The organism is Diaphorobacter ruginosibacter (genome assembly GCF_040396215.1).
In the GTDB taxonomy this organism is placed as follows: Bacteria; Pseudomonadota; Gammaproteobacteria; order Burkholderiales; family Burkholderiaceae_C; genus Diaphorobacter_A; species Diaphorobacter_A ruginosibacter_A.
In genome coordinates this window covers 1-22,658 of the sequence record NZ_JBEBOW010000051.1, presented here as the reverse complement: position 1 = coordinate 22,658, position 22,658 = coordinate 1, and the positions used below count along the sequence as shown (strand labels likewise).

The window sequence follows — 22,658 nt, the reverse complement described above, 5'->3', positions numbered from 1 at the left end:
AGACCGCCGTGATCTCCACCATCAACGGCGACTCCAACGTGCCCTTCTACAAGGAACTGGGCAACGCGGGCCTGAAGGCCAGGGACGTGCCGGTGGTCGCATTCAGCGTGGGCGAGGAAGAGCTGCGCGGCGTGGACACCAAGCCGCTCGTGGGCCACCTGGCCGCCTGGAACTACTTCATGAGCGTGAAGAACCCGACCAACACCGCGTTCATCAAGCAATGGAGCGACTACGCCAAGGCCAAGAGCATCGCGGGCCACAAGGACAAGCCGCTCACCAATGACCCGATGGAAGCCACCTGGATCGGCATCCACATGTGGAAGCAGGCCGTCGAACAGGCCAAGAGCACGGACGTGGACAAGGTGATCGCCGCCATGGGCGGCCAGACGTTCGCCGCGCCCAACGGCTTCACAGTGAAGATGGACGAGAAGAACCATCACCTGCACAAGCCGGTCATGGTCGGCGAAATCAAGGCCGATGGACAGTTCAACGTGGTCTGGAAGACCAAGGGACCGGTGAAGGCGCAGCCCTGGAGTCCGTTCATCGAAGGCAACGACAAGAAGAAGGACGAGCCGGACGGCAAGTCGTCCCTCTGATCGATCGTCCGCGGTGGCCCGCGCCCTTGCCGGCAGCCGCCACCGCCGCCGCTTCCCCCCGACACCTTGCCGCGGACCTGCCGTGCCTGAAACCATGAAACGCCCGATCCGTATCCCCACCTTCCTGCGCGCGCTGGCCCTGTCGCTGGGCCTGTGTCCGATGGCGCACGCGCTGACCGCGGACCAGGCCTTCCAGATGGCCGCCGCTGACGACGCCGAGCAGCGCGTGCAAGCCATCACCCAGGCGGTGCTCACGCCCGACGCGCAACTCTCCGCGTTCCTGTCGGCCCTGGCGAACGACGAAGTCAGGACCGCGAACGGCAGGGCCTACATCGTGCGCGACGACAAGGCCATCGACCCGGTGAGCGGCTCCGCCGCGCAGCTGCCGCCCAACGCCGAGGACGTGGTCAACAGCAACTACCTGCGCGGCGTGATCGACATGGCGCAGGCCGCGCTCGCGCTGGGCAGCGACGACTTGGCCACGCGCCGCAAGGCGGCCGCGCGGCTCGCCGACGAGCCCGACTCCGCGCGCATGGAACTCATCGCCCGGGCGCTCGAAAAGGAGCAGGACGGGCAGACCCGGACGCTGCTGGAGCGTGCCATGGCCGCGAGCCAGCTCTCCGGCGACGATCCGCAGCAGCGCCTGCAGGCGGTCGGCACGCTCGCGCACCAGAAGACGCCCGAGACGCAATTGCTGCTCAACCAGCGCCTGTCCGACGAACAGGACCCCGCGGTGCGGAAAGCCATCCGGCGCGCGCTCGCCGAGATCGCCGACAGCCTGGCCTGGGGCGAGCGCCTGGGCACCATCTTCAGCGGCATCAGCCTCGGCTCGGTCCTGCTGCTGGCCGCGCTGGGACTGGCCATCACCTATGGCCTGATGGGCGTGATCAACATGGCGCACGGCGAGCTGATCATGATCGGCGCATACGCCACCTACGTCACGCAGCAGGTCTTCCAGCGCTGGCTGCCCGAGGCCGCCTTCGGCTGGTACCTGGTGGCGGCGATCCCGGTGGCGTTCCTCGCCTCGGCCCTGGTGGGCGCCATCCTGGAGCGCGGCGTGATCCGCTTCCTGTATGGGCGCCCGCTCGAAACCCTGCTGGCCACGTTCGGCATCAGCCTCGTGCTGCAGCAGTCCGTGCGCAGCATTTTCGGCGCGCAGAACGTGGGCGTGGAAAACCCGGCGTGGATGAGCGGCGGCCTGGCGCTGCTGCCCCAGCTGACGCTGCCGTGGAACCGCATCTGCATCGTGATCTTCGCGTTCCTGGTGCTCGGCGGGGTCGCCTTCATGATCGCGCGCACGCGGCTCGGCCTGTTCGTGCGCGGCGTGACGCAGAACCGCTCGATGGCCTCCTGCGTGGGCGTCAACACGGCGCGCATCGACACTTACGCATTCGCGCTGGGCTCGGGCATCGCGGGCCTGGCGGGCTGCGCGCTCAGCCAGATCGGCAACGTGGGGCCGGACCTGGGACAGAACTACATCGTGGATTCGTTCCTCGTCGTGGTGCTGGGCGGCGTCGGGCAGCTGGCCGGAACGGTCTATGCGGCGCTCGGCCTGGGCGTGCTCTCCAAGCTCCTGGAGGGCTGGACGGGCGCGGTGCTCGCCAAGATCGCCGTGCTGCTCTTCATCGTCATCTTCATTCAAAAGCGTCCGCAGGGCATCTTCGCCCTGAAGGGCCGCAGCGCGGAGGCCTGAATCCATGGCAACCCCCATCGTTCTTGAATTGCCCCGGCCCGCGCCATTGCTGCGCGGGCGTGGATGGGCCGCATTCCTTGCCGCGCTCGTCTGCGTGACGGCGGTCGCGCCCGCCCTCAACCTGCTCGTGCCGCAGGACCACTGGCTGCATCTGTCGGGCTACATGATCGGCCTGCTGGGCAAGTTCATGTGCTATGCGATCTGCGCGCTCGCCATCGACCTGATCTGGGGCTACACCGGCATTCTGAGCCTGGGCCACGGCCTGTTCTTCGCGCTCGGCGGCTACGTGATGGGCATGTACCTGATGCGCGAGGCCTCGGGGCCGCAGGCGCTGCCGCCGTTCATGGTGTTCCTGGACTGGAAGGAGCTGCCGTGGCACTGGTCGCTCTCGGGCAGCTTCATCGCCACCGTGCTGCTGGTCTTTCTGGTGCCGGGGCTGCTGGCCGGGCTGTTCGGCTATTTCGCCTTCCGCTCGCGCATCAAGGGCGTGTATTTCTCGATCATCACGCAGGCCCTGACCTATGCGGCCATGCTGCTGTTCTTCCGCAACGAAACGGGCTTTGGCGGCAACAACGGGTTCACCGGCTTCCGGTCGATCCTGGGGTTCGCGCTGAACACGCCGCAGATGCAGGTATTGCTGTTCTCGCTCTCTGGCATGGCCCTGCTGGGCTGCTATCTGCTGGCGCGCTGGCTCGTGCAGAGCAAATTCGGCCGCGTGCTGCAGGCGGTGCGCGATGCCGAGTCGCGCACCATGTTCTGCGGCTACGACCCGGTGCGCTACAAGCTCGCCATCTGGGTGATCTCCGCCATGATGTGCGGACTGGCGGGCGCGCTGTACGTTCCGCAGGTGGGCATCATCAACCCCAGCGAGATGAGCGTGGGCAACTCCATCGAGATGGCCGTGTGGACCGCCGTGGGCGGCCGCACTTCGCTGATCGGCCCGATCATCGGTGCGTTCGCCGTCAACGGCGGCAAGAGCTGGCTGACCATGGCCGCGCCGGAATACTGGCTCTACGTGCTGGGCCTGCTCTTCATCGCGGTGACGCTGTTCATGCCCGGCGGCATCGTCGGCCTTGCCCGCCAGTGGCGCGAGCATCGCGCGGCGCGGCAGGCCACAAGCCAGGCGGACAAGGAGCCGCATCCCGCAGACCGGGCGGGGGCCCCTCATCTCCCGTCCACTGCGGCGGCCATCAATGAAGGAGCGCGCGCATGACGCCCGATCTCATGGATGCCGGCACCGAGCGCGTCGGCCACCTGCTCCAACAGCAGGCGGCATCGGCCGCCACCGAATCCGGCGGCCGCACCGCGAGCACCGCGCGCCATGTGCTGCCCGGCGAGGTGGACGTGACCCACGGGCGCATCCTCTACCTCGAGGACGTGCATGTGAGCTTCGATGGATTCACGGCCATCAACGGCCTGAACCTGGACATCGCGCCGGGCGAGCTGCGCTGCATCATCGGCCCCAACGGCGCGGGCAAGACGACGATGATGGACATCATCACGGGCAAGACGCGCCCCGACAGGGGATCGGTCTACTTCGGCTCCACCATCGATCTGCTGCGCTACAGCGAGCCCGAGATCGCCGCGATGGGAATAGGCCGCAAGTTCCAGAAGCCCACGGTGTTCGAGCAGCTTTCGGTGTTCGAGAACCTGGAGCTGGCGCTCAAGACGCACAAGGGCGTGGCGCGGTCGATGAACTTCAGGCTCGACGGCGAGCAACGGGACCGCATCGCCGAGGTGCTGCACACCATCCACCAGACCGGCTTCGTCACGCGCCAGGCCGGGCTGCTGAGCCACGGCCAGAAGCAGTGGCTGGAGATCGGCATGCTGCTCGTGCAGGAGCCCAGGCTGCTGCTGCTCGACGAGCCCGTCGCCGGCATGACGGACGAGGAGACCGCGCGCACGGCCGAGCTGTTCCTCAGCCTCAAGGGCCGGCATTCGCTGATGGTGGTGGAGCACGACATGTCGTTCATCGGCGCCATCTCCGAGAAGGTCACCGTGCTGTGCGACGGCGCGGTGCTCGCCGAGGGAACGCTCGCGCAGGTGCAGGCCGACGAGCGGGTGATCGAGGTCTATCTTGGAAGGTGATGCGCCATGTTGAAGATTGAAAACCTGCATCAGTACTATGGCGGATCGCACATCCTGCGCAACGTCAGCCTGCGCGCGGAGGCCGGCAAGGTCACCGTCCTGCTGGGGCGCAACGGCGTGGGCAAGACCACGCTGCTCAAGAGCCTGATGGGCCTGGTGCCCATCAGGAGCGGAAGCATCGAATGGCAGGGCACGGACATCTCGCGCCGCGCGCCCTATGATCGCGCGCGCGGCGGCATGGGCTACGTGCCGCAGGGCCGCGAGATCTTCTCGCGCCTGTCGGTGGAGGACAACCTGCGCATGGGCCTGGCCTACAAGCCGGGACGCACGCAGATTCCGCCGGAGCTGTTCGAGCTGTTTCCGGTGCTCAAGACCATGCTGCAGCGGCGCGGCGGCGATCTCTCGGGCGGCCAGCAGCAACAGCTCGCCATCGCGCGCGCGCTCGCGCCGGGGCCGCGAATCCTGATTCTGGACGAGCCGACGGAGGGCATCCAGCCCAGCATCATCAAGGACATCGGCCGCGTGATCCGCATGCTCGCGCAGCGCGGCGACATGGCGATCGTGCTGTGCGAGCAATACTACGATTTCGCCGAAGAGCTGGCCGACAGCTATGTCGTGATGGAACGCGGCGAAGTGATCGCCAGCGGCCCGGGCCATGAAATGCAGGCCAAGGGCATACGCCAGATGGTGGCCATTTGAGAATCGCGCACTCCGCCATCGCGCCGCGCATCGCGGGCAGCGCGCCAGCCGCGCCGCCGGCATGGCATGCCCGCCTCGATCTCGGCTATTCGCGCCGCGACGGCGCCACCGTGCTTCACTTCACGCATGACGGGCCGCTGCGCGTGCTGCGCAGCCTGCATCCGGAAGGCGCCGGCATCTGCCACAACGTGCTGGTGCATCCGCCCGGCGGCATCGTGGGCGGCGACGTGATCGACATACGGGCGCACGTGGCCGAGGGCGCGCATGCGCTGGTCACCACGCCCGGAGCGACCCGGTTTTACCGCAGCAACGGCCACGCGGGAATCCAGCGCACGCGCCTGTCGCTGGCACCGCATGCGCGGCTGGAGTGGCTGCCGCTCGAGGCGCTTGCCTACAACGCGTGCGATGCCGTCAACGAGCTGGAGTTCGAACTGGCCGCAGGCGCGCAGCTCATCGCCTGGGACATCACCGCGCTTGGCCTGCCGCTCGCGGGCCAGCCCTTCGGGCAAGGCCGCTTCGTGCAGCACGTGCGCTGGCCGGGCCGCTATCTGGAGCGCGGCGTGATCGACGCCACCGACGCGCGGCTCATGAACGGCCCGCTGGGCCTGGCGGGCGCGCGCTGCATCGGCAGCCTGCTGCTGGCCAGCGGCACGCCGCTGCCGCGCGTGCTGCGCGAGCAGCTGCTGGAGGCAGCGCAGGCGCTTCTTGCCGACGCCCCGGGCGAGGTGACCGCTGGCGTGACGTCGCCGAACGCGCACATGCTGGCGCTGCGCGGCCTGGCTCCGGTGGTCGAGCCGCTGATGCTGCTGTGGCAGCGCATCTGGGCGCTGTGGCGCGGGCTGTGGTGGGACATGGGCGCGACTCGCCCGCGCATCTGGTCCATGTAGGTTGTGGATATTCGCGCGGCCCGCGGCGCGGCCTCGGCGCTGTCTCTACAATTCGCGCCTGCACACATTCACCCCGTCAAAGTCCACGTCCATCATGAGATCCCCCATCGCCATCGTCGACGTGGACCGCATCGAAACCTGGCAGCGCTACCGCGCCGGCATGTGCGACACCTGCGCCGCCAATTGCTGCACCATGCCCCTCGAAGTGAAATTGCCCGACCTGGTGCGCCTGGGCGTCGTGGACCCCTTCGAGCAGGAGAACGTCGAGCCCAAGCTGATCGCCAGGCGATTGCTGAAGATGGGCATGATCGATCACTTCAACCACAAGAACATCCTCTTCACCATGGCACGGCGCGCAAGCGGCGACTGCCGTTTCCTGGACGAGCAGACGCGCCGCTGCACGGTCTATGAGCAGCGGCCGGAAACCTGCAGGCTGCACCCGAAAAAAGGGCCCAAGCCGGGCTATTGCGCCTACGGCGCGCGCCGCCCGCGCTAGCGCGGCCGCCAGCGCTCCACGCCATGACCGCCAGCCACCCCCGCGCCACGCTGATCGGCCTTGCCGCCGTCCTTTGCTGGTCCACCTCGGTGGGCCTGTTTCGCAGCGTGGCCGAACAGATCGGTCCGGTGGCCGGAGCAGCCAGCGCCTTCACGCTCAGCGCCCTGTTCGTCACGCTGCGCTTCGGCCTGCCGCGCCTGCATCGGCTGCGCGGCTGGCATCCCGCCTATGTGTTCGGCTGCGGGCTGATCTTCGTGGCCTATGAAATCGGGCTCGCGCTCTCGCTCGGGTTTGCCAGCGATCGCGGCCAGTCGCTGGAGCTGGGCATGATCAACTACCTGTGGCCCAGCCTGACGGTGGTGCTGGCCACGGCCGCCGGCCTGCAGCGGTTTCATCCGGGGCTGATCCCCGGCGTGCTGCTGGCCATGTCGGGCATCGCGCTGGTATTGCGGGGCGACGGCGCGTTCTCCGTCGCCAGCATGTGGGCCAATGTGCAAGGCAACCCGCTGGCCTATGGCCTGGCATTCGCGGCAGCGCTGCTCTGGCCTTGCTATTCGGTGACCGCGCGCCTCTTCGCCCGGGGCGCCAATGCCCTGCCGCTGTTCCTTTGGGGGACGGCCGCATGCCTGTGGATCCACTTCGCGCTCGGCCAGGAGCACGCGCTGCGCATGAGCTGGGCGGGCGCCGCGCAGTTGCTGATGCTCGGCACGCTCACCGCGCTGGGCTATAGCTGCTGGGACCATGGCATACGCCACGGCAATCTCACCGTCATGGCGGTGGGCTCCTACTTCACGCCCGTGCTCTCGGCCCTGGCGGGCGCCGCGTGGCTGCAGGTCAGGCCATCGTGGAGCTTCTGGCAGGGCGTTGCTCTGGTCACGCTGGGCTCGCTGGTCTGCTGGGTGAGCGCGCGCAGGGCGGCATAGGGCCCGGCGTCAGGCCTGCGCCTCGGGCAGCCAGATGCGCACCTGCAGCCCGCGCTCCAGGTTCCTGAATTCGAGCCGTCCGCCATGCAACTGCGTGATGGCGTGCACGCTGGCCAGCCCCAGGCCGTAGCCCCTGCGGTCCTTGCGCTCCCTGAAGAAGCGGGTGGTCATCTTCTCGATGGATTGCGGCGCGACGCCGGGGCCGTTGTCCCGCACCAGGATCTCGATGCCGGGCGCGCCCCTCGGCTGCCCATCCAGGGTCGCGGCCCGCGCGCGCAGCGCCACATGCACCGCATCACCGCCCGCGCCGCCATACTTGATGGCGTTGTCCAGCAGATTGGCGACGGCGCTGGCGATCAGGTCGCCGTCGCCCAGCGCGGCAAGGCGGCCCTGCACGTCGGTCTCCAGCGTTCCGCCGCTCTCGTCCAGAAGCGGCTCGTAGAACTCCGCCACGTCCAGCAGCAGCGCATTGACATCCACCGGGCCGAACGCGGCGCGGGTGGTGCCGCTCTCCACTTCGGCGATCTGCAGCAGCTTGTCGAACACCACGCCCAGCTCCTCGACTTCACCGGCCACGCGCATCAGCGTTGCCGCCTGCTCATCGGCCGGCAGCTGGCGCGCGTTGCGCAGTTGCAGCGTGATGCGCGTCAGCGGCGTGCGCAGGTTGTGCGCGATCGTGTTGGAGACGTGGCGTATGCCTTCCATGAGCTGCTCGAGCCGGTCGAGCATGTTGTTGATGTCGCGGTTGAGAAGCGAAAACTCGTCCGCCCGTTCCGACACCGGGATGCGCTGGCGCAGATCGCCCGCAGCCACGCGCGACATGGTGTTGCGGATATCGGCCGCGCGCTCGTCCACCAGCCGGCGAAACAGCAGCGCGCCGATCACCGCCATGCACAGCGCGAAGAGCGCGGCCAGCAGGCTCGCGCGGCCGATCAGCGCCTCCATGTCGCGCTGCTGCTGCATGTCCGCGCCCACGGCCAGCGACCGGCCTCCGGACAGCTCCGCCACCGCCACGCGCCCCGTCACCATCTGCTGGCCGCGCCGCACCTTCAGCTCGCGGATGCCCATGGTGGTCAGGCGCCGCGCCGGGATGACCGCGGCGTTGCCGACGATCGGCACGCCGTGCGAGTCCATCAGGATGATGATCTCGGTGTCGGTATTGACGCCATCCTGGAGAAACTGGTGGATCTCGGCCTCCAGCGCCGCCTGTCCATACTTTCTTTCGTGGTCGGCCAGCCGCCTGAGGTTCACCTCCGCCTGGCGGTCCACGCGCGCGCGCAACACACCAACGGTCTGCACGTAGAACACCGCCAGCACCACGATCACCGTCAGCACCATGATCGCGCCGAACTGAATGGCCAGGCGAAAGGCCGTGGAGCTCCAGGGTTTCGCGCGCTCTGACACGGCGCTCAGGCCCCCATGGGCAGCTCGCCCGGACGATCCGTCAGGCTGTAGCCCACGCCGCGCACCGTGTGGATCAGCGGCTGCTCGAAGCCTTTGTCCACCTTGCCGCGCAAGCGGCTGATGTGCACGTCGATCACATTGGTCTGCGGATCGAAGCGGTAATCCCACACCGCCTCCAGCAGCATGGTGCGCGTGACGATCTGGTGCGCGTGCTGCATCAGGAAAGCCAGCAGGCGGAACTCGCGCGGCTGCAGCGCGAGCGGCACGCCGGCGCGTTCGGCGCTGCGCGTCATGAGGTTGATGCGCAGGTCGGCCAGCTTCATCTCGCGCACCGGCGCGGGCGCCTGCGCGCGGCGCACCAGCGCCTCCAGCCGCGCGGACAGCTCGGAGAACGCGAACGGCTTGGTCAGGTAATCGTCGCACCCCGCCTTGAGTCCGCGCACGCGCTCGTCCGTCGCCGACAGCGCGCTGAGCACCAGCACCGGCGTGTTCTTGCCCAGCGCGCGCAGCGTCTTCAGTATCTGCAGGCCGTCGAAATCGTCGGGCAGCATGCGGTCGAGGATGATCACGTCCCACTGCTCGGCCACCGACAGCGCGATGCCCCGCACGCCGTCCGCGCACACCATGGCGTGCGCGCCCTGCTGGCGCAGTCCCTCGGCGATGTAGCTCGCATTCAAGGGGTCGTCTTCGATGATGAGGTAGCGGTACATGGAATGCGGTCGGCGGCGGCGTTTCCCGCGACTATACGTCCACGCCATCGCGCATGCATGGGCGGGCGATGGACAAGCCGGCAGGCGGGCGACGCCCGCGCGCTCAGTGCTCGATCACCGGCGCGTTGCCGCTGGCAAGCCGCACCCGCCACTCGGCATCCAGGTAATCCTTGACGACATCGAGGTACTCGAGGCGGTGCTCGGTAATGGACGCCAGCGCGTCGATCAGCTCCAGGATACCGCCCTGCCCCAGCCGGTAGGCATCGTTGGCCATCTGCCTGAGAGGCTCGATCTGCGACAGGCCCTCCTTCTCGTAGGCATGCACGCTCGCGCGCTTGAGTTCGAGCTGCTGCAGGGCGCCGAACAATTCCGAGCGGGCCGCCTGGTTGGCTGCCTGCCAGCGCAGGTCGGCCTGCTCGGCCTCCATTCGGGCGCGGTCGATCGCGCCCTGGTTGCGGTCGAACAGCGGGATGTCCACCGACACGCCCCACTGCGTGTAGTTGCCGTCGGGGCGGCTCTTCACGCGCGTGACGCCGACGCTCGGCGTGGGCAGGGCATTGCGTTTCTCGAGCTCGATCTTCTGGCGGGCCTGGTCAAGCTCCGCCTGGGCGGAGCGCAGAGCGGGCAGCCGCGCGCTGGCCAGGCTCCACAGCTCTTCGTAACCGCGCTGCTGCTCCAGCGTCTGCAGGCTGCCCTGCGCGCGCGCGTTCCACAGGGGGATGGCGGCGACTTGCGCGGCATGGGCGGAAGCCGCCGCAAGCGCGGCTTGCGCCCTGGCGACCTGCATTCCCATCTGCGCCGCCTGCAGCGTCAGGCGCGAGCCATCGTAGCGGCTGCGCGCGCCCGCCTCGACCTGGCCGCGCACGATGAAGGCCGCCTTGTCAAGGGACTGCTGCGCGTCCTGCCAGACTTCCAGGCGCTTTTGCGCGATCAGCAGTTCGTTGAATGCCTGCGCCGCGTCGTTCATCGCCGCCGTGATGGCGACGTCCACGTGGGCGGCGGCGGCAAGCTCGCCCTTGCGGGCGTTTTCGATGCGCAGGCCGCGCTGGCCGAAGATCGGAATCGGCTGCTCGATGCCCACGCCATGCTCTCCCGGCTTGCCGTAGGCCGACGCCGTCGGGTTGGGAAAGGCCGACGCCGTGCGCGTGTCGGCGCGCGCCAGCCCGGTCTCCAGCCGGTCCGCCGCGAGCGAGGGCTGATTGCGCGCCACCAGGCGCAGGTATTCCTCCAGCGTCACGGGCTGCGCCGGCGCGGCGGCGTCGCCCACGACGGCGGCAGCAGCGGCGGCGGGCTGCGCCGGTCCATCCAACGCCTGGGCCGTGGCCCCTTGCGCCGCGGCGCACGCCAGCAGCGCGGCCACGGCCAACGCATGGCGCTTAGTCATCTTGCGCGCTTTCATCGATTTCTTCCTGAGTCAACATGTTCCTGGGGCCGAGCAGCGCATACAGAACCGGCAGCAGCACCAGGGCGACGAGCGGCAGGATCACCATGCCGCCGACGATCACCGAAGCGAACGGGCGCTGCGTCTCGCTGCCGACGCCGGTGGACAAGGCCATCGGCAGCAGGCCGAGCAGCGCCAGCAGCGCCACCAGCAGGATCGAGCGCATGCGCTCGGCCGTGCCTTCCACCAGCGCCTGCATGAGCGGCATGCCCTGCCTGCGCAGCTCCTCCACGGCCGACACGACCAGCAGGCCCGCCAGCGCCACCTGTCCCAGCAGCGCGATGAAGCCGATGGCCGCGCTGATCGACAGCTCGATCCCCGCGAAATGCAGCGCCGCGATGCCGCCCACCATGGCGAACGGAGCGCACAGCAGGATCACGGCGGCGCTGCGCGCATGTCCGAGCGCGCTGAACAGCAGCGCGAACACGATCAGCAGCGACAGCGGAACCACCACCTTCAAGCGTGCCGCGGCGCGCTGCTGGTTTTCCCATTCGCCGCCCCAGAAGGCCTGGTAGCCCTCGGGCAGCTTCACGTTCTGGTTGAAGGTGGCGAGCGTGTCCTTCACCACCGAGCCGATATCGCGCCCCTCGACATTGAACTTGAGCGCCATGTAGCGGGCGTTGCCCTCGCGGAAGATCGATGAATTGCCGATCTTGATGCCCACCGTGCCCACCGAATGCAGCGGCACGGAGCCGCCATCGGGCAGCGCGATCGCAATATTGCGGATGCGCTCCTCGTCCATGCGGTCCACGTAGGGCAGGCGCACGCGCACCGGCACCGGATACTCGCCCTCCCACAGCGTGGTCGAGACATTGCCCGCGAGCGCCATCTCCAGCGTCTTCTGAGCGGTCTCCATCGCAATGCCCTGGCGCGCGAGCGCGGCGCGGTCGAACTCCACGTGAAGCTGCGGCGCGGGCGCATCGCGGTAGAGATCGAGATCGACCACGCCGTCGATGTCCTTGACCAGGCTGACGGTCTGCTGCAGCAGCCGCCGCAGGGTCGGGATGTCGGGGCCGAACATCTTGAGCACGACCTGGCCGCGCGCGCCGGAGGTGGACTCTTCCACGCTGTCGCGGATGGGCTGGGCGAAGTTGAACGCCACGCCGGGAATCTCGCTGAGCGACGCGCGCATCTGCTCGATCAGCTCGGGCTTGGTCAGGCCCTTGCGCCATTCGCCATGCGGCTTGAGGCGCACCAGCGATTTCGCGAGATTCAGGGTTTCGTTGTCGGTCCCCGATTCGGGGCGGCCCTGCTCGGTGGTCACCGAGATCACCTCCGGGAACGCATTGAGGCGCAGGCGCACCGAACGCAGCACCTCCTGGCCCTTTTCCAGCGAGATGGAGGCGGGCATCTGCACCAGCACGTAGGCGTCGCCCTCATCGAGCTCCGGCAGGAATTCCGTTCCCAGGAACCTGGCCGAAACGCCGGCGGCCGCCAGCACCGCCATGGACACCGCCAGCACCACGGCGCGGCCGCGCGCGGCGCCGAGCACCTTGCCGATCCATTGCTGGTAGCCATGATGCATGCGCTCGAAGATCCGGGGCTCCTCCACCATCACGTGCCTGGGCTTGAGGAACAGCGCGCACAGCGCCGGCACCAGCCCCATCGCGAAGACCAGCGCGCCCAACAGCGCGAAGCTGTAGGTCATCGCCAGCGGGCGGAAAATGCGTCCCTCGATGCTCTGCAGGGAGAACACCGGGATCAAGGCGGCAATCACGATCGCCATGGCGAACAGCGTGGGCTTGGCGACGGCCACCGCCGAATCGATGATGATGTGGCGCATGTCGTTGGCCGTCTGCGGCTTGCGCAGGCGCGCGTTGCGGATGATGTTCTCGGCCAGCACCACCGCGCCGTCCACCATGATGCCGAAGTCGATCGCCCCCATGGAAATCAGGTTCGCGGGCATTCCCAGCAGGTGCAGCCCGATGAAGGCCACCAGCAGCGACAGCGGAATCACCGTCGCCACGATCAGCGAGCCGCGCACGCTGCGCAGGAACAGCCAGAGCACGGCGATGATCAGCGTCGCGCCGAAAAGCAGGTTGTGCTGCACGGTGGCCAGGGTATGGCCGACCAGGTCCGAGCGGTCGTAGTTGGTGACCATGCGCATGCCTTCGGGCAGGCCGCCGTTGTTGAGCTCGTTCACCTTGAGGTGGATGGCGTCCAGCACCTCGGACGGGTTTTCGCCGCGCTTGAGCAGCACGATGCCCTGCACCACGTCGTCATGTTCGTCCTGCCCGACGGAGCCCTGGCGCGGCGTGTACGACTGCACCACGCGCGCGACGTCGCCGATGGTCACGGGCGCGCCGCCGCGCATCGCCACCACCACTTCGTTGATCTCCTGGGGCGAATGCAGCAGGCCGATGCCGCGCACGATCAGCGACTGCTCGCCACGGCGCATCAGGCCGCCGCCCACGTTGCGGTTGGACTTGGCGAGCGCCTCGCTCACGTCATCCAGCGAGATGCCCAGCGCATAGAGCTTCTCGGGATCGACCTCGACGTGGAATTCCTTCACGAAGCCGCCGATGCTCACCACGTCGGCCACGCCCTGCACCTGCTTGAGAACGCGCACGACGTGCCACTCCTGCTCGGTGCGCAGTTGCGCCAGCGTGTGGCGGTCGCTGGTCAGCCGGTAATAGAAGATCTTGCCCAGCGGCGTGTAGTCCGGCGCCATCTCCGGCGTCACGCCCGGCGGCAGGTCGGCCTGCGGAAGGCGCTGCGCGACTTCCGCGCGCGCATTGAAGCTGACCGCATCGTCGTTGAAGACGAGGTTGATCATCGAGAGGCCGAAGTAACTCTCCGAGCGCAGCGATACCAGCCCCGGCGTGCCGTTGAGCTCACGCTCGAGCGGCTGGGTGATCTGGCGCTCGACCTCCTCGGGCGCGAGGCCCGGGGCCTGCGCGATCACGCCGACCTGCACGTTGGTCACGTCGGGATAGGCCTCGATGGCGGTGTGCAGGTAGGACCACACGCCAAAGACGGCGATCAGCGCCGTGGCGCACAGGGCCAGAAGGCGCCTGTGCACCACGAACGAAATAAAGGAATGCAGCATGTGCGAGGGCTCCCCGTCAGAGCAGCTGGTTGGCCGCGCCGTCCAGCAGCAGGCCGCCACGCACCACGATCTTCTCGCCGGGCTGCAGGCCGCCGATCACCGGCACCATGCCGTGCGCGGGCCTGCCAAGCTGCACCGTGCGCGCCTCGAACTCGCTGTCCGAGCGCTGCACGAACACCACGCTGCGGCTCTCGTCCTTGATCAGCACCGCCGTCACCGGGATCATCAGATCGCGCGTGGTGGACATCTGCACGCCCGCGCGCACCTGCATTCCGGCGCGCAACGCGGAGCTCTGGGCGTCCAGATCGATCACCACCGATGCGCGGCGCGAATCCTTGTCCAGCGTCGCGCCCAGATAGCGCACCTTGCCGCTCAGCGGCTGCGCCAGCTGCTGCACCTCGATCTGCACCGGGCTTCCGACACGGATGCCCTGCAGGTCGCTCTCGAACACCTGCGCCACGACGTTCATGGCGCCCGGGTCGCCGATGGTGAACAGCGCGGCGCCCGCCTCCATGGCAGCGCCCATCTGCGCCTTGCGCTCGGCGATCACGCCCGCGCGCGGCGCGCGCAGGACGATGCGGTCGCCGCCGCCATCGCCCAGCAGCGCCGCCGTGCCCGATGCGCGCGCGAGTTCCTGGTCCGACTCGCGCAGCCGGGCCTGCGCCGCGCGCAGCTCCACGTCGGTGCCCACGCCCTTGTCCATCATGGTCTGCTGGCGCTTTGCCTCCACGGCGGCCACATCGCGCGCGGTCCGGGCCGCGGCCAGCTCGTGGCGCGTGCGCAGCGCATCCGTGCTCACCAGCGTGGCGAGCACGTCGCCGGCCTTCACCACGTCGCCAACGTGCGCATTCACCGAGGCCACGCGCGCCGCCATCGGCACCGACACCGCGGCGGTGCGGTCCTCCACGAAGGCGACCTGCGCGGGAGCCCAGGCCAGGCGCGCGCCATTGGCCTGCGCCACGGTTTCCATCGTGAGCATCTTCAGCGATGCGGGTTCGAGCCGCACCATGCCGGCGCCCCCGGCGTCGGGCGCCGCCTTCTGCGGCAGCTGCTGCGCGGGCGGCGCGGCGGTGGAGGCGTCACACCCCGCCAGCAGCCATCCCGCGGATGTCATCAACACGGCCATCGCCGCAGCGTTGGCCACGGCGCGTCCCGTGCGCCCCATTCTTTTCTCGCTCATCATGAACCCCTTGCTCGCGCCGGCCGGAGCCGCGCCGTCACATCGCGTGCGCACTCCCCTGCATTGCCCGCGATCCTAGGCAAGGGCCTTCCTTGGGTGTTTAACTCTTTCATTAACGTTTGGTAAGGTGGGAGCGAAGCGGCCGGCGGACCGATGGGAGGCGCCGGCTGTAGGAAGACATCCGGTTTGCGGGCCGATGGCTATGCAGCACCGGCGGGTTCGCGGTATGTTGCGGGATCCCGGGTTCGAATCACCATGAAGGAGTTGTCCACATGTCCGCAGAAAAGACCGCGACGGTTCACTGGCAAGGCGCCGGCAAGCAGGGAACGGGCCGGATCAGCACCGAGACCGGCGCGCTCAATGGCGCGCCCTACGGTTTCGCGAGCCGCTTCGGCGACGATCGCAAGGCCACGAATCCCGAAGAGATCCTGGCCGCGGCGCATGCCGCATGCTTTGCGATGGCGTTCTCGTTCGCCTGCGATGGCGCCGGAATCAAGACCGAGACGGTGGACACCACCGCCAAGGTCCGCCTGGCCATGGACGGCGCGGGTTTCAAGATCGACCGCATCGCGCTGACCTTGAATGCCAAGGTGCCGGGTCTGTCCGAAGAGCAGTTCCAGAAAATCGCCGCCGAAGCGAAAGCGGGCTGCCCGCTCTCCAAGGCGCTCGCGAGCGTGCCGGAGATCACGCTCACCGCAACGCTCGTGCGCTGACACGCCGGGAGCGCGTTCAAAGGGCCATGCTTTGCGCCAGGGCGGCGACGCAATTCCCCGCGCGCACCGCATCGCCGATCACGAACACGCACGGGCTGGCGAGGCCCGAGGCCTGTAGCGCGTGCGAGAGGCTGCCCAGATCCGCGATGGCGTGCTCCTGGTCGGCGCGGCTGGCATTGCGCACCAGCGCAACCGGCGTGCGCGCGGGCAGGCCCCCGGCGAGCAGGCCAGCCTCCACCTCGCGCACCGAGGCGACGCCCATGTAGATCACCAGCGTGATCTGCGCGGCCCTGGCCGTGCGGCCGATCTCGCACCAGTCCAGCCCCGCCTGCCCATGCCCCGCATGGCCGGTAAGAAACATCACGCCGTGCGCGTGCTCGCGGTGGGTCAGCGCGATGCCCAGCGACGTGGCCGCCGCCAGGCCCGCGGTGATGCCGTTGATCACCTCCACCTCCACGCCCGCCGCCCGCAGATGCTCGGCTTCCTCGCCGCCGCGCCCGAAGATGAAGGGATCGCCGCCCTTGAGCCGCACGACGATCTCGCCTTCCTGCACCGCCATCAGCATCAGCCGCTCGATGAATGCCTGGGGCGTGCTCAGGCAGCCGCCGCGCTTGCCGACATGGATGACGCGGGCGCGTGGCGAGGCAAGCGCCACGATGTCCTCGCCCACCAGGTCGTCCACGAGCAGCAGGGTCGCGCCCTGGATGGCCTTGAGCGCCTTGATGGTGAGCAGTTCCGGGTCGCCCGGTCCCGCGCCCACCAGGAAGCAGCGGCCCGGCGGCATCGGCGCGCGGGGATGCGGAATATGCGGATGGTTCACGATGCGTCTCCTCTTCGTTGGGCGGACCGGCCCATGTCATGCGGCCATGCGCTGCGTTGGCACGGGCACGCCGCGCACCAGTTCCTTGATCGCCGGGATGCAGGAGCCGCAGCCGGTGCCGCAGGCCAGGGTGGATTTCAGCCCCTGCAGCCGCTCCTCGGGCGTGCCGCCGTGCGAGCGCAAATGCTGCACGATGGCGGCTTCGCCCACGTTCATGCAGGCGCACACCGGGCGTGCCTTGGCGGGAGCCGCTCTCGGCGGCGTGCGCCCCGATGCCAGCAGCATGCGCCCATAGGGCTGCGTGGACAGCTCGCCCTTGAGCACGTCGCCCAGCCACTGCCCGGCGCTGGCGTCGCCGCATAGCAAAAATCCCTCCAGCAGGCTCTGCCCTTCCCGGTGCGACTGCCGCAGCGTGCGGCTGTGCCTGCGCCGCGCGTCCACATAGCGCAGCGCCTGCGGATCATCCAGGCGCAGCAGCTCGGCGATGCGCTGCAGAACCTGGGGCGCGGGCGCTTCGTAGGCCGCCGCGCGGAACTGCACGCCGCTGCGCGCACGGTGCGCCTCGGACAGCGGCACGTCGCTGGAGAACAGCACGCAGCTGGCGAAGTCGAACTCGCTCATCATCTGCGCCAACGCATCGCGCACGCGCAACACCTCGTCGCCGGCAAGCCAGGACATGCCCAGGCAGGACCACGGCATGTCCGCCTTGAGCACCTTGACGGCGGCGTGCTTGAGCTCCGGCTGGCGCGACTGCGGGCAGCGTGCCGGCGTGGTGAGCGCGTTCACTCCCGCCAGCACCTGCCCGGCGCAGCCGCGCCCGCCCAGCGATTCGCCGCCCCAGTGCATCGCCAGGAACACCTGTCCGGGCGCGAGTTGCGCATCGGCCCTGACGGGCAGCACGATGCTGGCGCGCCGGCTGGTCACGTGAACGAGATCGCCCGCCTGCAGTTGCAGGCGCTGCAGGTCCTGGGGATGCACCTGCAGCAGCGGCTCGCTTTCATGGGCGAGCAGGCGTCCGAGCTGCCCGGTGCGGCTCATGCCGTGCCATTGGTCGCGCATGCGGCCGGTGTTGAGGCTGAAGGGATAGCGCTCGCTGGTCGGCTCCGCCAGCGGCTGCCAGGGCTGCGCGGAAAAACGCGCGCGGCCATCGGGCGTCGGGAATACACCGTCGACGTACAGGCGCGGCCGCCCGATGGCCGCGCCCTCGGGCATGGGCCACTGCTGCGGGCCCTGCTCGTCGAGCAGCGGCCAGCTCAGGCCCGTGATGTCCAGATCGCGCCCGCGCGTGCTCTGGCGGTGCTCGTTCCAGATGGCCTCGGCTCCGGCCTCGGCGTCTTCACAGTCGTAGGGAAACAGGCTGGCCCGGCCCGGACGCAGCCGGACCTCGAGCGCCCGCGCGAGCCGCACGCCGATCTGCCAGTCATGCCGCGCCTGCCCCGGCGGCGGCACGGCCGCGCGCACGCGCGAGATGCGCCGTTCGCTGTTGGTGACCGTCCCCAGCTTCTCGCCCCAGGTGGTCGCGGGCAGCAGCAGATCGGCGAACTGCGCGGTCGCCGTGGTGGCGAACGCTTCCTGCAGCACGACGAATTCCGCGCGGCGCAGAGCCTCGCGCACCAGCGACTGATCGGGCATGCTCTGCGCGGGATTGGTGCAGGCGATCCACAGCGCCTTGATCTCGCCCGCGGCCGCGGCCTCGAACATCTCGATGGCGGCCTTGCCCGGACTGGCCGGCACATCGGGCACGCCCCACAGGGCCGCCACCTCGGCGCGATGCGCGGGATTGCCCATGTCGCGGTGCGCGCTCAGCAGGTTGGCGAGCCCACCCACTTCGCGCCCGCCCATCGCGTTGGGCTGGCCGGTGAGCGAGAACGGCCCGGCGCCTTCACGGCCTATCTGGCCGGTGGCCAGATGCAGGTTGATGAGCGCGGCGTTCTTGGCCGTGCCGCTGCTGCTCTGGTTCAGCCCCATGCAGTAAAAGCTCAGGGTGCCCGCGCGCGCCGGCGCGGGCGCATCCGCGCCGAATGCAAACCAGCGCGCGGCCGTGCGCAGGTCGTCCTGGCTCACGCCGCAGACCTCGGCCACGCGCTGCGGCACGGCCTCGCGCGCCAGCGCCATCAAGGACTCGAAGCCGCTGGTGTGCGCGTCGATGTAGCCGCGATCGATCCAGCCCTCGGCCAGCATGATGTGCAGCATGCCGTTGAACAGCATGACGTCCGATCCAGGGCGGATCGCCAGATGCAGGTCGGCGAGCTGCGCGGTCTCCGTGCGGCGCGGATCGACCACGACGACGCGCATGTCCGGCCGCGCCGACTTCGCCGCCTCCACGCGCCGGAACAGGATGGGATGCGCCCACGCCATGTTGCTGCCCGTGATGAACAGGCAGCCCGCGCTGTCGATGTCCTCATAGCAGGCCGGCGGAGCATCCGCGCCCAGCGTGGCCTTGTAGCCGGCGACCGCGCTGCTCATGCACAGGCGCGAGTTGGTATCGATGTTGTTGGTGCCGATCAGCCCCTTGGCCAGTTTGTTGAAGACGTAGTAGTCCTCGGTGAGCAACTGGCCGCTCAGGTAGAAGCCCACGGCGTCGGGGCCGTCGCGCACGATGATGTCGTGCAGCCGCGCACTCGCGTGCTGCATGGCCGCATCCCAGCTCACCGCGATGCGCTCGCCGCCGCGCCGGCTGCGCAGCCTCGGGGCGAGCAGGCGCGTCTGTTCTCCTTGCTCGGGGGTAGCCGTCAGGTGCAGCGTGCTGCCCTTGGTGCAGAGGCGGCCGTGGTTCGCGGGGTGCGAAGGGTCGCCGCGCACGCCCACGATGGCATGCCCATCGGACTCGATGATCACGCCGCAGCCGACGCCGCAGTAGGGACATGTGGATCTGGTTTCTTGCATGACGGATCACAAAATGAATGCCGTGGAAGGAGCGTGCGTGGTTGCGGCCAGCCCTTAGAACGTGTTTACGATCTCTACGCAGCCGAGGAGATCGTAAACACGTTCTTAACGGCCCTGACGGCCGCTGCCCGAGCCATCGCAGTCGTCGGCCTGCCCATCCTGCCCGGGCTCGCCGAACATCAGTTCGTCGCGGATGCCCACGACGCTGCGGCCCTCGCGCAGCAGCTTCAGGTACCAGCCGCCGTCCAACGTGTCGCCATAGAGGCAGGCACCCACCAGCCTGTCGCCCTTGAGCACGAGCTTTTTATAGATGCCCGCGCCGGGATCGCTCATGATGATTTCCTCGGCCTCGTCGCCTCCCTGGAAATCGCCCGCGGAAAACAGGTCGATGCCCGTCACCTTGAGCTTGGTGGACGTCAGCGAGCCCTGGTAGCGGCCAATGCCGAATTCCGCCAGGTGATTGGCCAGCACCTTGCCCTGCTCGAACAACGGCGCGACCAGGCCGTAGGCGATGCCGCGATGGGCGGCGCACTCGCCCACCGCGTAGATGCGCGCATCGGTGACGGTCTGCATGGTGTCGCTGACCACGATGCCGCGGTTCACGTGCAGCCGCATTTTCTCCGCGAGCGCGGTGTTGGGACGGACGCCGACGGCCATCACCACCAGATCGGCGGGCGTCTCGCTGCCGTCCTTGAAACGCACCGCGCGCACGCGGCCCTGCGCGTCCGCCAGCAGTTCCTGGGTGTGCGCTCGCATCATGAATTTCATGCCGCGCCCGGCCAGCGACTTGCGCAGCAGGCCGCCCGCGGTGTCGTCGAGCTGGCGCTCCATGAGCCATTCGCCGACGTGTACCACGGTGACCTGCATGCCGCGTTTCATCAGGCCGTTGGCCGCCTCCAGGCCAAGCAGCCCGCCACCGATCACCACTGCGTGCCGGTAATGCGCGGCCGCCTCGATCATCGCGAGCGTGTCCGAGATGTCACGATAGGCGAGCACGCCCTTGAGCTCCTTGCCGGGAACGGGCAGCATGAACGGATTGGAGCCGGTGGCGATGATGAGGCGGTCGTATGGCACGCTGATCCGGCGGCCATCCGCATCCGCCGCGTGCACGATGCGCCGCGCGCGGTCCACGTCGCTCACCGTGCAGCCCGCGTGCAGCGTGATGCCGCGCTCCCGGTACCAGGACCAGTCATTGAGCACGATGTCGTCCAGCGTCTGCTCGCCGGCGAGCACCGGCGAGAGCATGATGCGGTTGTAGTTGGGATGCGGCTCCGCGCCGAACACCGTGATGTCGTAGAGGTCCGGCGCGATGGCGAGCAGCTCCTCGAGCGTGCGCACGCCCGCCATGCCATTGCCGATCAGTACCAGTCTGGGCTTTTCCATCGTGCGCTCCCGTGCTCACTCTTTCTCGACGTGGCCTTGCCGTGTGTAGAGGAAATCGATCACCGCCTTGCGGCAGCGCTGGTAGCCCTCGTCCTCGGCGAGCGCGACGCGGCTGCGCGGGCGCGCCAGCGGCACTTCCAGGATTTCGCCGATGGTGGCCGCCGGGCCGTTGGTGAGCATCACGATGCGGTCGGACAGCAGCACGGCTTCGTCCACATCGTGCGTGACCATCACCACCGTGCGCTGGCTGCGCGCGACGATGTCCAGCAATTCGTCCTGCAGCTTGGCGCGCGTGAGCGCATCGAGCGCGCCGAACGGTTCGTCCATCAACAGCACCTGCGGCTCCATCGACAGCGCGCGCGCGATGCCCACGCGCTGCTTCATGCCTCCCGAGATTTCACCGGGCCGCTTGTGCGCCGCGTGCGACAGCCCCACCAACTCCAGGGCGGCCTCCGTGCGCGCGGCCAGCTGCGTCCTGCTTTCTCGGGCGCCGAAGACGCGCTCCACCGCCAGGTGCACGTTGTCGAAACAGGTCAGCCAGGGCAGGAGCGAATGGTTCTGGAACACCACCGCGCGCTCGGGCCCGGGGCCGTTGATCTCGCGGCCCGCGCACAGCAGCGCGCCGCTGGTGGGCCTTGCCAGCCCGGCGATCAGGTTGAGCAGCGTGGATTTGCCGCAGCCCGAGTGTCCGATGAGGCTGACGAATTCGCCGCGCGCGATCCGCAGGTCGATGTCCCTGAGCGCGGGAAACTCGCCCTTGGACGTCCTGAAGGTCTGCGCCACGTTCTGCACGTCGATGAACCTGCGCAGCGCGGCATCCTGAAGGGTTTCCTGCAATACGGCGCTCATGATTTCACCTCCTCGAACGTGAAGGCCGATGCCAGCTTCACCAGGGCCATTTCCAGCAGCAGGCCGACGATGCCGATCACGAAGATCGCCACGATGATGTTGGCGACGTTGAGGTTGTTCCACTCGTCCCACACCCAGAAGCCGATACCCACGCCGCCGGTGAGCATCTCCGCGGCGACGATCACCAGCCACGCCGTGCCCACCGCCAGTCGCACGCCGGTCAGCAGATAGGGCAGCACGGCGGGCAGCAAGATGGTGGTGGCGATCTTCCACTCGCTCAGGTTGAGCACGCGCGCCACGTTAATGTAGTCCTGCGGAACGCTGCGCACGCCCACCGCCGTGTTCACGACCATCGGCCAGATCGAGCAGATGGAGATCGTCCAGATCGCCGCCGGATCCGCACCCTTGAACACCAGCAGGCCGATCGGCAGCCACGCCAGCGGGGACACCGGGCGCAGCAGGCTGATCAGCGGATTGAACATCCGCGCGAGAAAATCGAAACGCCCGATGACGAAGCCCAGCGGAATGCCCACCAGCGCGGCAAGCCCGAAGCCGATGCTCACGCGCTGCAGCGATGCGAGCACGTTCCAGCCCACGCCCTGATCGTTGGGGCCGTTGCGGTAGAACGGGTTGCCGAATACTTCCAGGGCCTGTGTCCAGGTTTCCCGAGGACCCGGGATACCGTCGCCGCGCGCCACGATGGACCACAGCACCACCAGCAGCGCCAGCCCCAGCACGGGCGGCAAGGCGCGATTCAGCCATGCGCCCAGGCGCTGTCGCAGGGGCATGCCCGCCGCCCGGCGCACCGGCCTGGGCGCGCGCACGGGCTGTGCCGTTGCCG

The 22,658-nt window shown here is 68.7% G+C and carries 18 protein-coding genes and 1 pseudogene; 9 read left to right on the top strand and 10 right to left on the bottom strand.

What is annotated here, in order from left to right; translation table 11 throughout:
- The 8 genes from ABWP92_RS08525 to yddG form a co-directional block, all read left to right on the top strand.
- The coding region (locus tag ABWP92_RS08525) for a transporter substrate-binding protein (RefSeq protein ID WP_353234944.1) at positions 1–596 on the top strand (596 nt) is incomplete at its 5' end.
- Positions 597–756: 160 nt separating this feature from the next.
- Positions 757–2,289, top strand: coding sequence for an urea ABC transporter permease subunit UrtB (urtB, locus tag ABWP92_RS08520; RefSeq protein ID WP_353234949.1), 1,533 nt, complete (start codon positions 757–759; stop codon positions 2,287–2,289).
- A 4-nt stretch (positions 2,290–2,293) separates the two neighbouring features.
- Entirely contained in the window at positions 2,294–3,502 is a 1,209-nt protein-coding gene (urtC, locus tag ABWP92_RS08515; protein ID WP_353234943.1) for an urea ABC transporter permease subunit UrtC, read from the top strand.
- On the top strand, positions 3,499–4,377 hold the full coding sequence (gene urtD, locus ABWP92_RS08510) for an urea ABC transporter ATP-binding protein UrtD (RefSeq protein ID WP_353234942.1): 879 nt from the start codon (positions 3,499–3,501) through the stop codon (positions 4,375–4,377). Before urtC ends, urtD begins: the two co-directional genes overlap by 4 nt.
- 6 nt (positions 4,378–4,383) lie before the next feature.
- Complete coding sequence (gene urtE, locus ABWP92_RS08505) at positions 4,384–5,076, top strand: urea ABC transporter ATP-binding subunit UrtE (RefSeq protein WP_353234941.1); 693 nt, start codon at positions 4,384–4,386, stop codon at positions 5,074–5,076.
- Between the two features lie 2 nt (positions 5,077–5,078).
- On the top strand, positions 5,079–5,963 hold the full coding sequence (locus tag ABWP92_RS08500; protein WP_353234948.1) for an urease accessory protein UreD: 885 nt from the start codon (positions 5,079–5,081) through the stop codon (positions 5,961–5,963).
- A 94-nt stretch (positions 5,964–6,057) separates the two neighbouring features.
- Positions 6,058–6,459, top strand: coding sequence for a YkgJ family cysteine cluster protein (locus tag ABWP92_RS08495; protein ID WP_353234940.1), 402 nt, complete (start codon positions 6,058–6,060; stop codon positions 6,457–6,459).
- A 23-nt stretch (positions 6,460–6,482) separates the two neighbouring features.
- Positions 6,483–7,382, top strand: a complete 900-nt coding sequence (gene yddG, locus ABWP92_RS08490; RefSeq protein ID WP_353234939.1) for an aromatic amino acid DMT transporter YddG — start codon at positions 6,483–6,485, stop codon at positions 7,380–7,382.
- Positions 7,383–7,391: 9 nt separating this feature from the next.
- On the opposite strand, the gene ABWP92_RS08485 is transcribed toward yddG, so the two are convergent.
- The 5 genes from ABWP92_RS08485 to ABWP92_RS08465 form a co-directional block, all read right to left on the bottom strand.
- Positions 7,392–8,786, bottom strand: coding sequence for a HAMP domain-containing sensor histidine kinase (locus tag ABWP92_RS08485; RefSeq protein ID WP_353234938.1), 1,395 nt, complete (start codon positions 8,784–8,786; stop codon positions 7,392–7,394).
- Positions 8,787–8,791: 5 nt separating this feature from the next.
- Entirely contained in the window at positions 8,792–9,496 is a 705-nt protein-coding gene (locus ABWP92_RS08480; protein WP_353234937.1) for a response regulator transcription factor, read from the bottom strand.
- A 103-nt stretch (positions 9,497–9,599) separates the two neighbouring features.
- Positions 9,600–10,895 (bottom strand): TolC family protein, encoded by a 1,296-nt coding sequence (locus ABWP92_RS08475; protein ID WP_353234936.1) that lies wholly within the window; start codon positions 10,893–10,895, stop codon positions 9,600–9,602.
- Positions 10,873–13,986: an efflux RND transporter permease subunit gene (locus ABWP92_RS08470; RefSeq protein WP_353234935.1), complete on the bottom strand. Its 3,114-nt coding sequence runs from the start codon at positions 13,984–13,986 to the stop codon at positions 10,873–10,875. The genes ABWP92_RS08475 and ABWP92_RS08470 overlap by 23 nt, the downstream gene beginning before the upstream one ends.
- Positions 13,987–14,002: 16 nt before the next feature.
- Positions 14,003–15,166, bottom strand: a complete 1,164-nt coding sequence (locus tag ABWP92_RS08465) for an efflux RND transporter periplasmic adaptor subunit (RefSeq protein ID WP_502907486.1) — start codon at positions 15,164–15,166, stop codon at positions 14,003–14,005.
- Positions 15,167–15,438: 272 nt separating this feature from the next.
- Here ABWP92_RS08465 and ABWP92_RS08460 point away from each other — a divergent pair, with 272 nt between their 5' ends.
- Positions 15,439–15,879 (top strand): OsmC family peroxiredoxin, encoded by a 441-nt coding sequence (locus ABWP92_RS08460; protein WP_353234934.1) that lies wholly within the window; start codon positions 15,439–15,441, stop codon positions 15,877–15,879.
- Between the two features lie 16 nt (positions 15,880–15,895).
- Here the strand turns inward: ABWP92_RS08460 and cobA are convergent, their stop codons facing one another.
- The 5 genes and pseudogenes from cobA to ntrB form a co-directional block, all read right to left on the bottom strand.
- Positions 15,896–16,663: a uroporphyrinogen-III C-methyltransferase gene (cobA, locus tag ABWP92_RS08455; RefSeq protein ID WP_353234946.1), complete on the bottom strand. Its 768-nt coding sequence runs from the start codon at positions 16,661–16,663 to the stop codon at positions 15,896–15,898.
- Positions 16,664–16,735: 72 nt separating this feature from the next.
- Positions 16,736–19,585 carry a nitrate reductase gene (locus ABWP92_RS08450; RefSeq protein WP_353234933.1) on the bottom strand — a complete coding sequence of 950 codons (2,850 nt, stop codon included), beginning with the start codon at positions 19,583–19,585 and terminating at the stop codon, positions 16,736–16,738.
- 147 nt (positions 19,586–19,732) lie between these two features.
- Positions 19,733–20,968: pseudogene (locus ABWP92_RS08445) on the bottom strand (NAD(P)/FAD-dependent oxidoreductase); the annotation flags it as partial.
- 15 nt (positions 20,969–20,983) lie between these two features.
- Positions 20,984–21,817: an ABC transporter ATP-binding protein gene (locus ABWP92_RS08440; protein WP_353234932.1), complete on the bottom strand. Its 834-nt coding sequence runs from the start codon at positions 21,815–21,817 to the stop codon at positions 20,984–20,986.
- Entirely contained in the window at positions 21,814–22,605 is a 792-nt protein-coding gene (ntrB, locus tag ABWP92_RS08435) for a nitrate ABC transporter permease (RefSeq protein ID WP_353234945.1), read from the bottom strand. Before ntrB ends, ABWP92_RS08440 begins: the two co-directional genes overlap by 4 nt.
- Positions 22,606–22,658 lie beyond the last annotated feature (53 nt).

What these genes read in the sequence shown, in the direction of transcription:
- urtB (WP_353234949.1), top strand. Translation starts at nt 757, where the DNA reads ATGGCGCACGCGCTGACCGCGGACCAGGCCTTCCAGATGGCCGCCGCT.
- urtC (WP_353234943.1), top strand. Translation starts at nt 2,294, where the DNA reads ATGGCAACCCCCATCGTTCTTGAATTGCCCCGGCCCGCGCCATTGCTG.
- urtD (WP_353234942.1), top strand. Translation starts at nt 3,499, where the DNA reads ATGACGCCCGATCTCATGGATGCCGGCACCGAGCGCGTCGGCCACCTG.
- urtE (WP_353234941.1), top strand. Translation starts at nt 4,384, where the DNA reads ATGTTGAAGATTGAAAACCTGCATCAGTACTATGGCGGATCGCACATC.
- ABWP92_RS08495 (WP_353234940.1), top strand. Translation starts at nt 6,058, where the DNA reads ATGAGATCCCCCATCGCCATCGTCGACGTGGACCGCATCGAAACCTGG.
- yddG (WP_353234939.1), top strand. Translation starts at nt 6,483, where the DNA reads ATGACCGCCAGCCACCCCCGCGCCACGCTGATCGGCCTTGCCGCCGTC.
- ABWP92_RS08480 (WP_353234937.1), bottom strand. Translation starts at nt 9,496, where the DNA reads ATGTACCGCTACCTCATCATCGAAGACGACCCCTTGAATGCGAGCTAC.
- ABWP92_RS08475 (WP_353234936.1), bottom strand. Translation starts at nt 10,895, where the DNA reads ATGAAAGCGCGCAAGATGACTAAGCGCCATGCGTTGGCCGTGGCCGCG.
- ABWP92_RS08470 (WP_353234935.1), bottom strand. Translation starts at nt 13,986, where the DNA reads ATGCTGCATTCCTTTATTTCGTTCGTGGTGCACAGGCGCCTTCTGGCC.
- ABWP92_RS08465 (WP_502907486.1), bottom strand. Translation starts at nt 15,166, where the DNA reads ATGAGCGAGAAAAGAATGGGGCGCACGGGACGCGCCGTGGCCAACGCT.
- ABWP92_RS08460 (WP_353234934.1), top strand. Translation starts at nt 15,439, where the DNA reads ATGTCCGCAGAAAAGACCGCGACGGTTCACTGGCAAGGCGCCGGCAAG.
- cobA (WP_353234946.1), bottom strand. Translation starts at nt 16,663, where the DNA reads ATGCCGCCGGGCCGCTGCTTCCTGGTGGGCGCGGGACCGGGCGACCCG.
- ABWP92_RS08450 (WP_353234933.1), bottom strand. Translation starts at nt 19,585, where the DNA reads ATGCAAGAAACCAGATCCACATGTCCCTACTGCGGCGTCGGCTGCGGC.
- ABWP92_RS08440 (WP_353234932.1), bottom strand. Translation starts at nt 21,817, where the DNA reads ATGAGCGCCGTATTGCAGGAAACCCTTCAGGATGCCGCGCTGCGCAGG.
- ntrB (WP_353234945.1), bottom strand. Translation starts at nt 22,605, where the DNA reads ATGCCCCTGCGACAGCGCCTGGGCGCATGGCTGAATCGCGCCTTGCCG.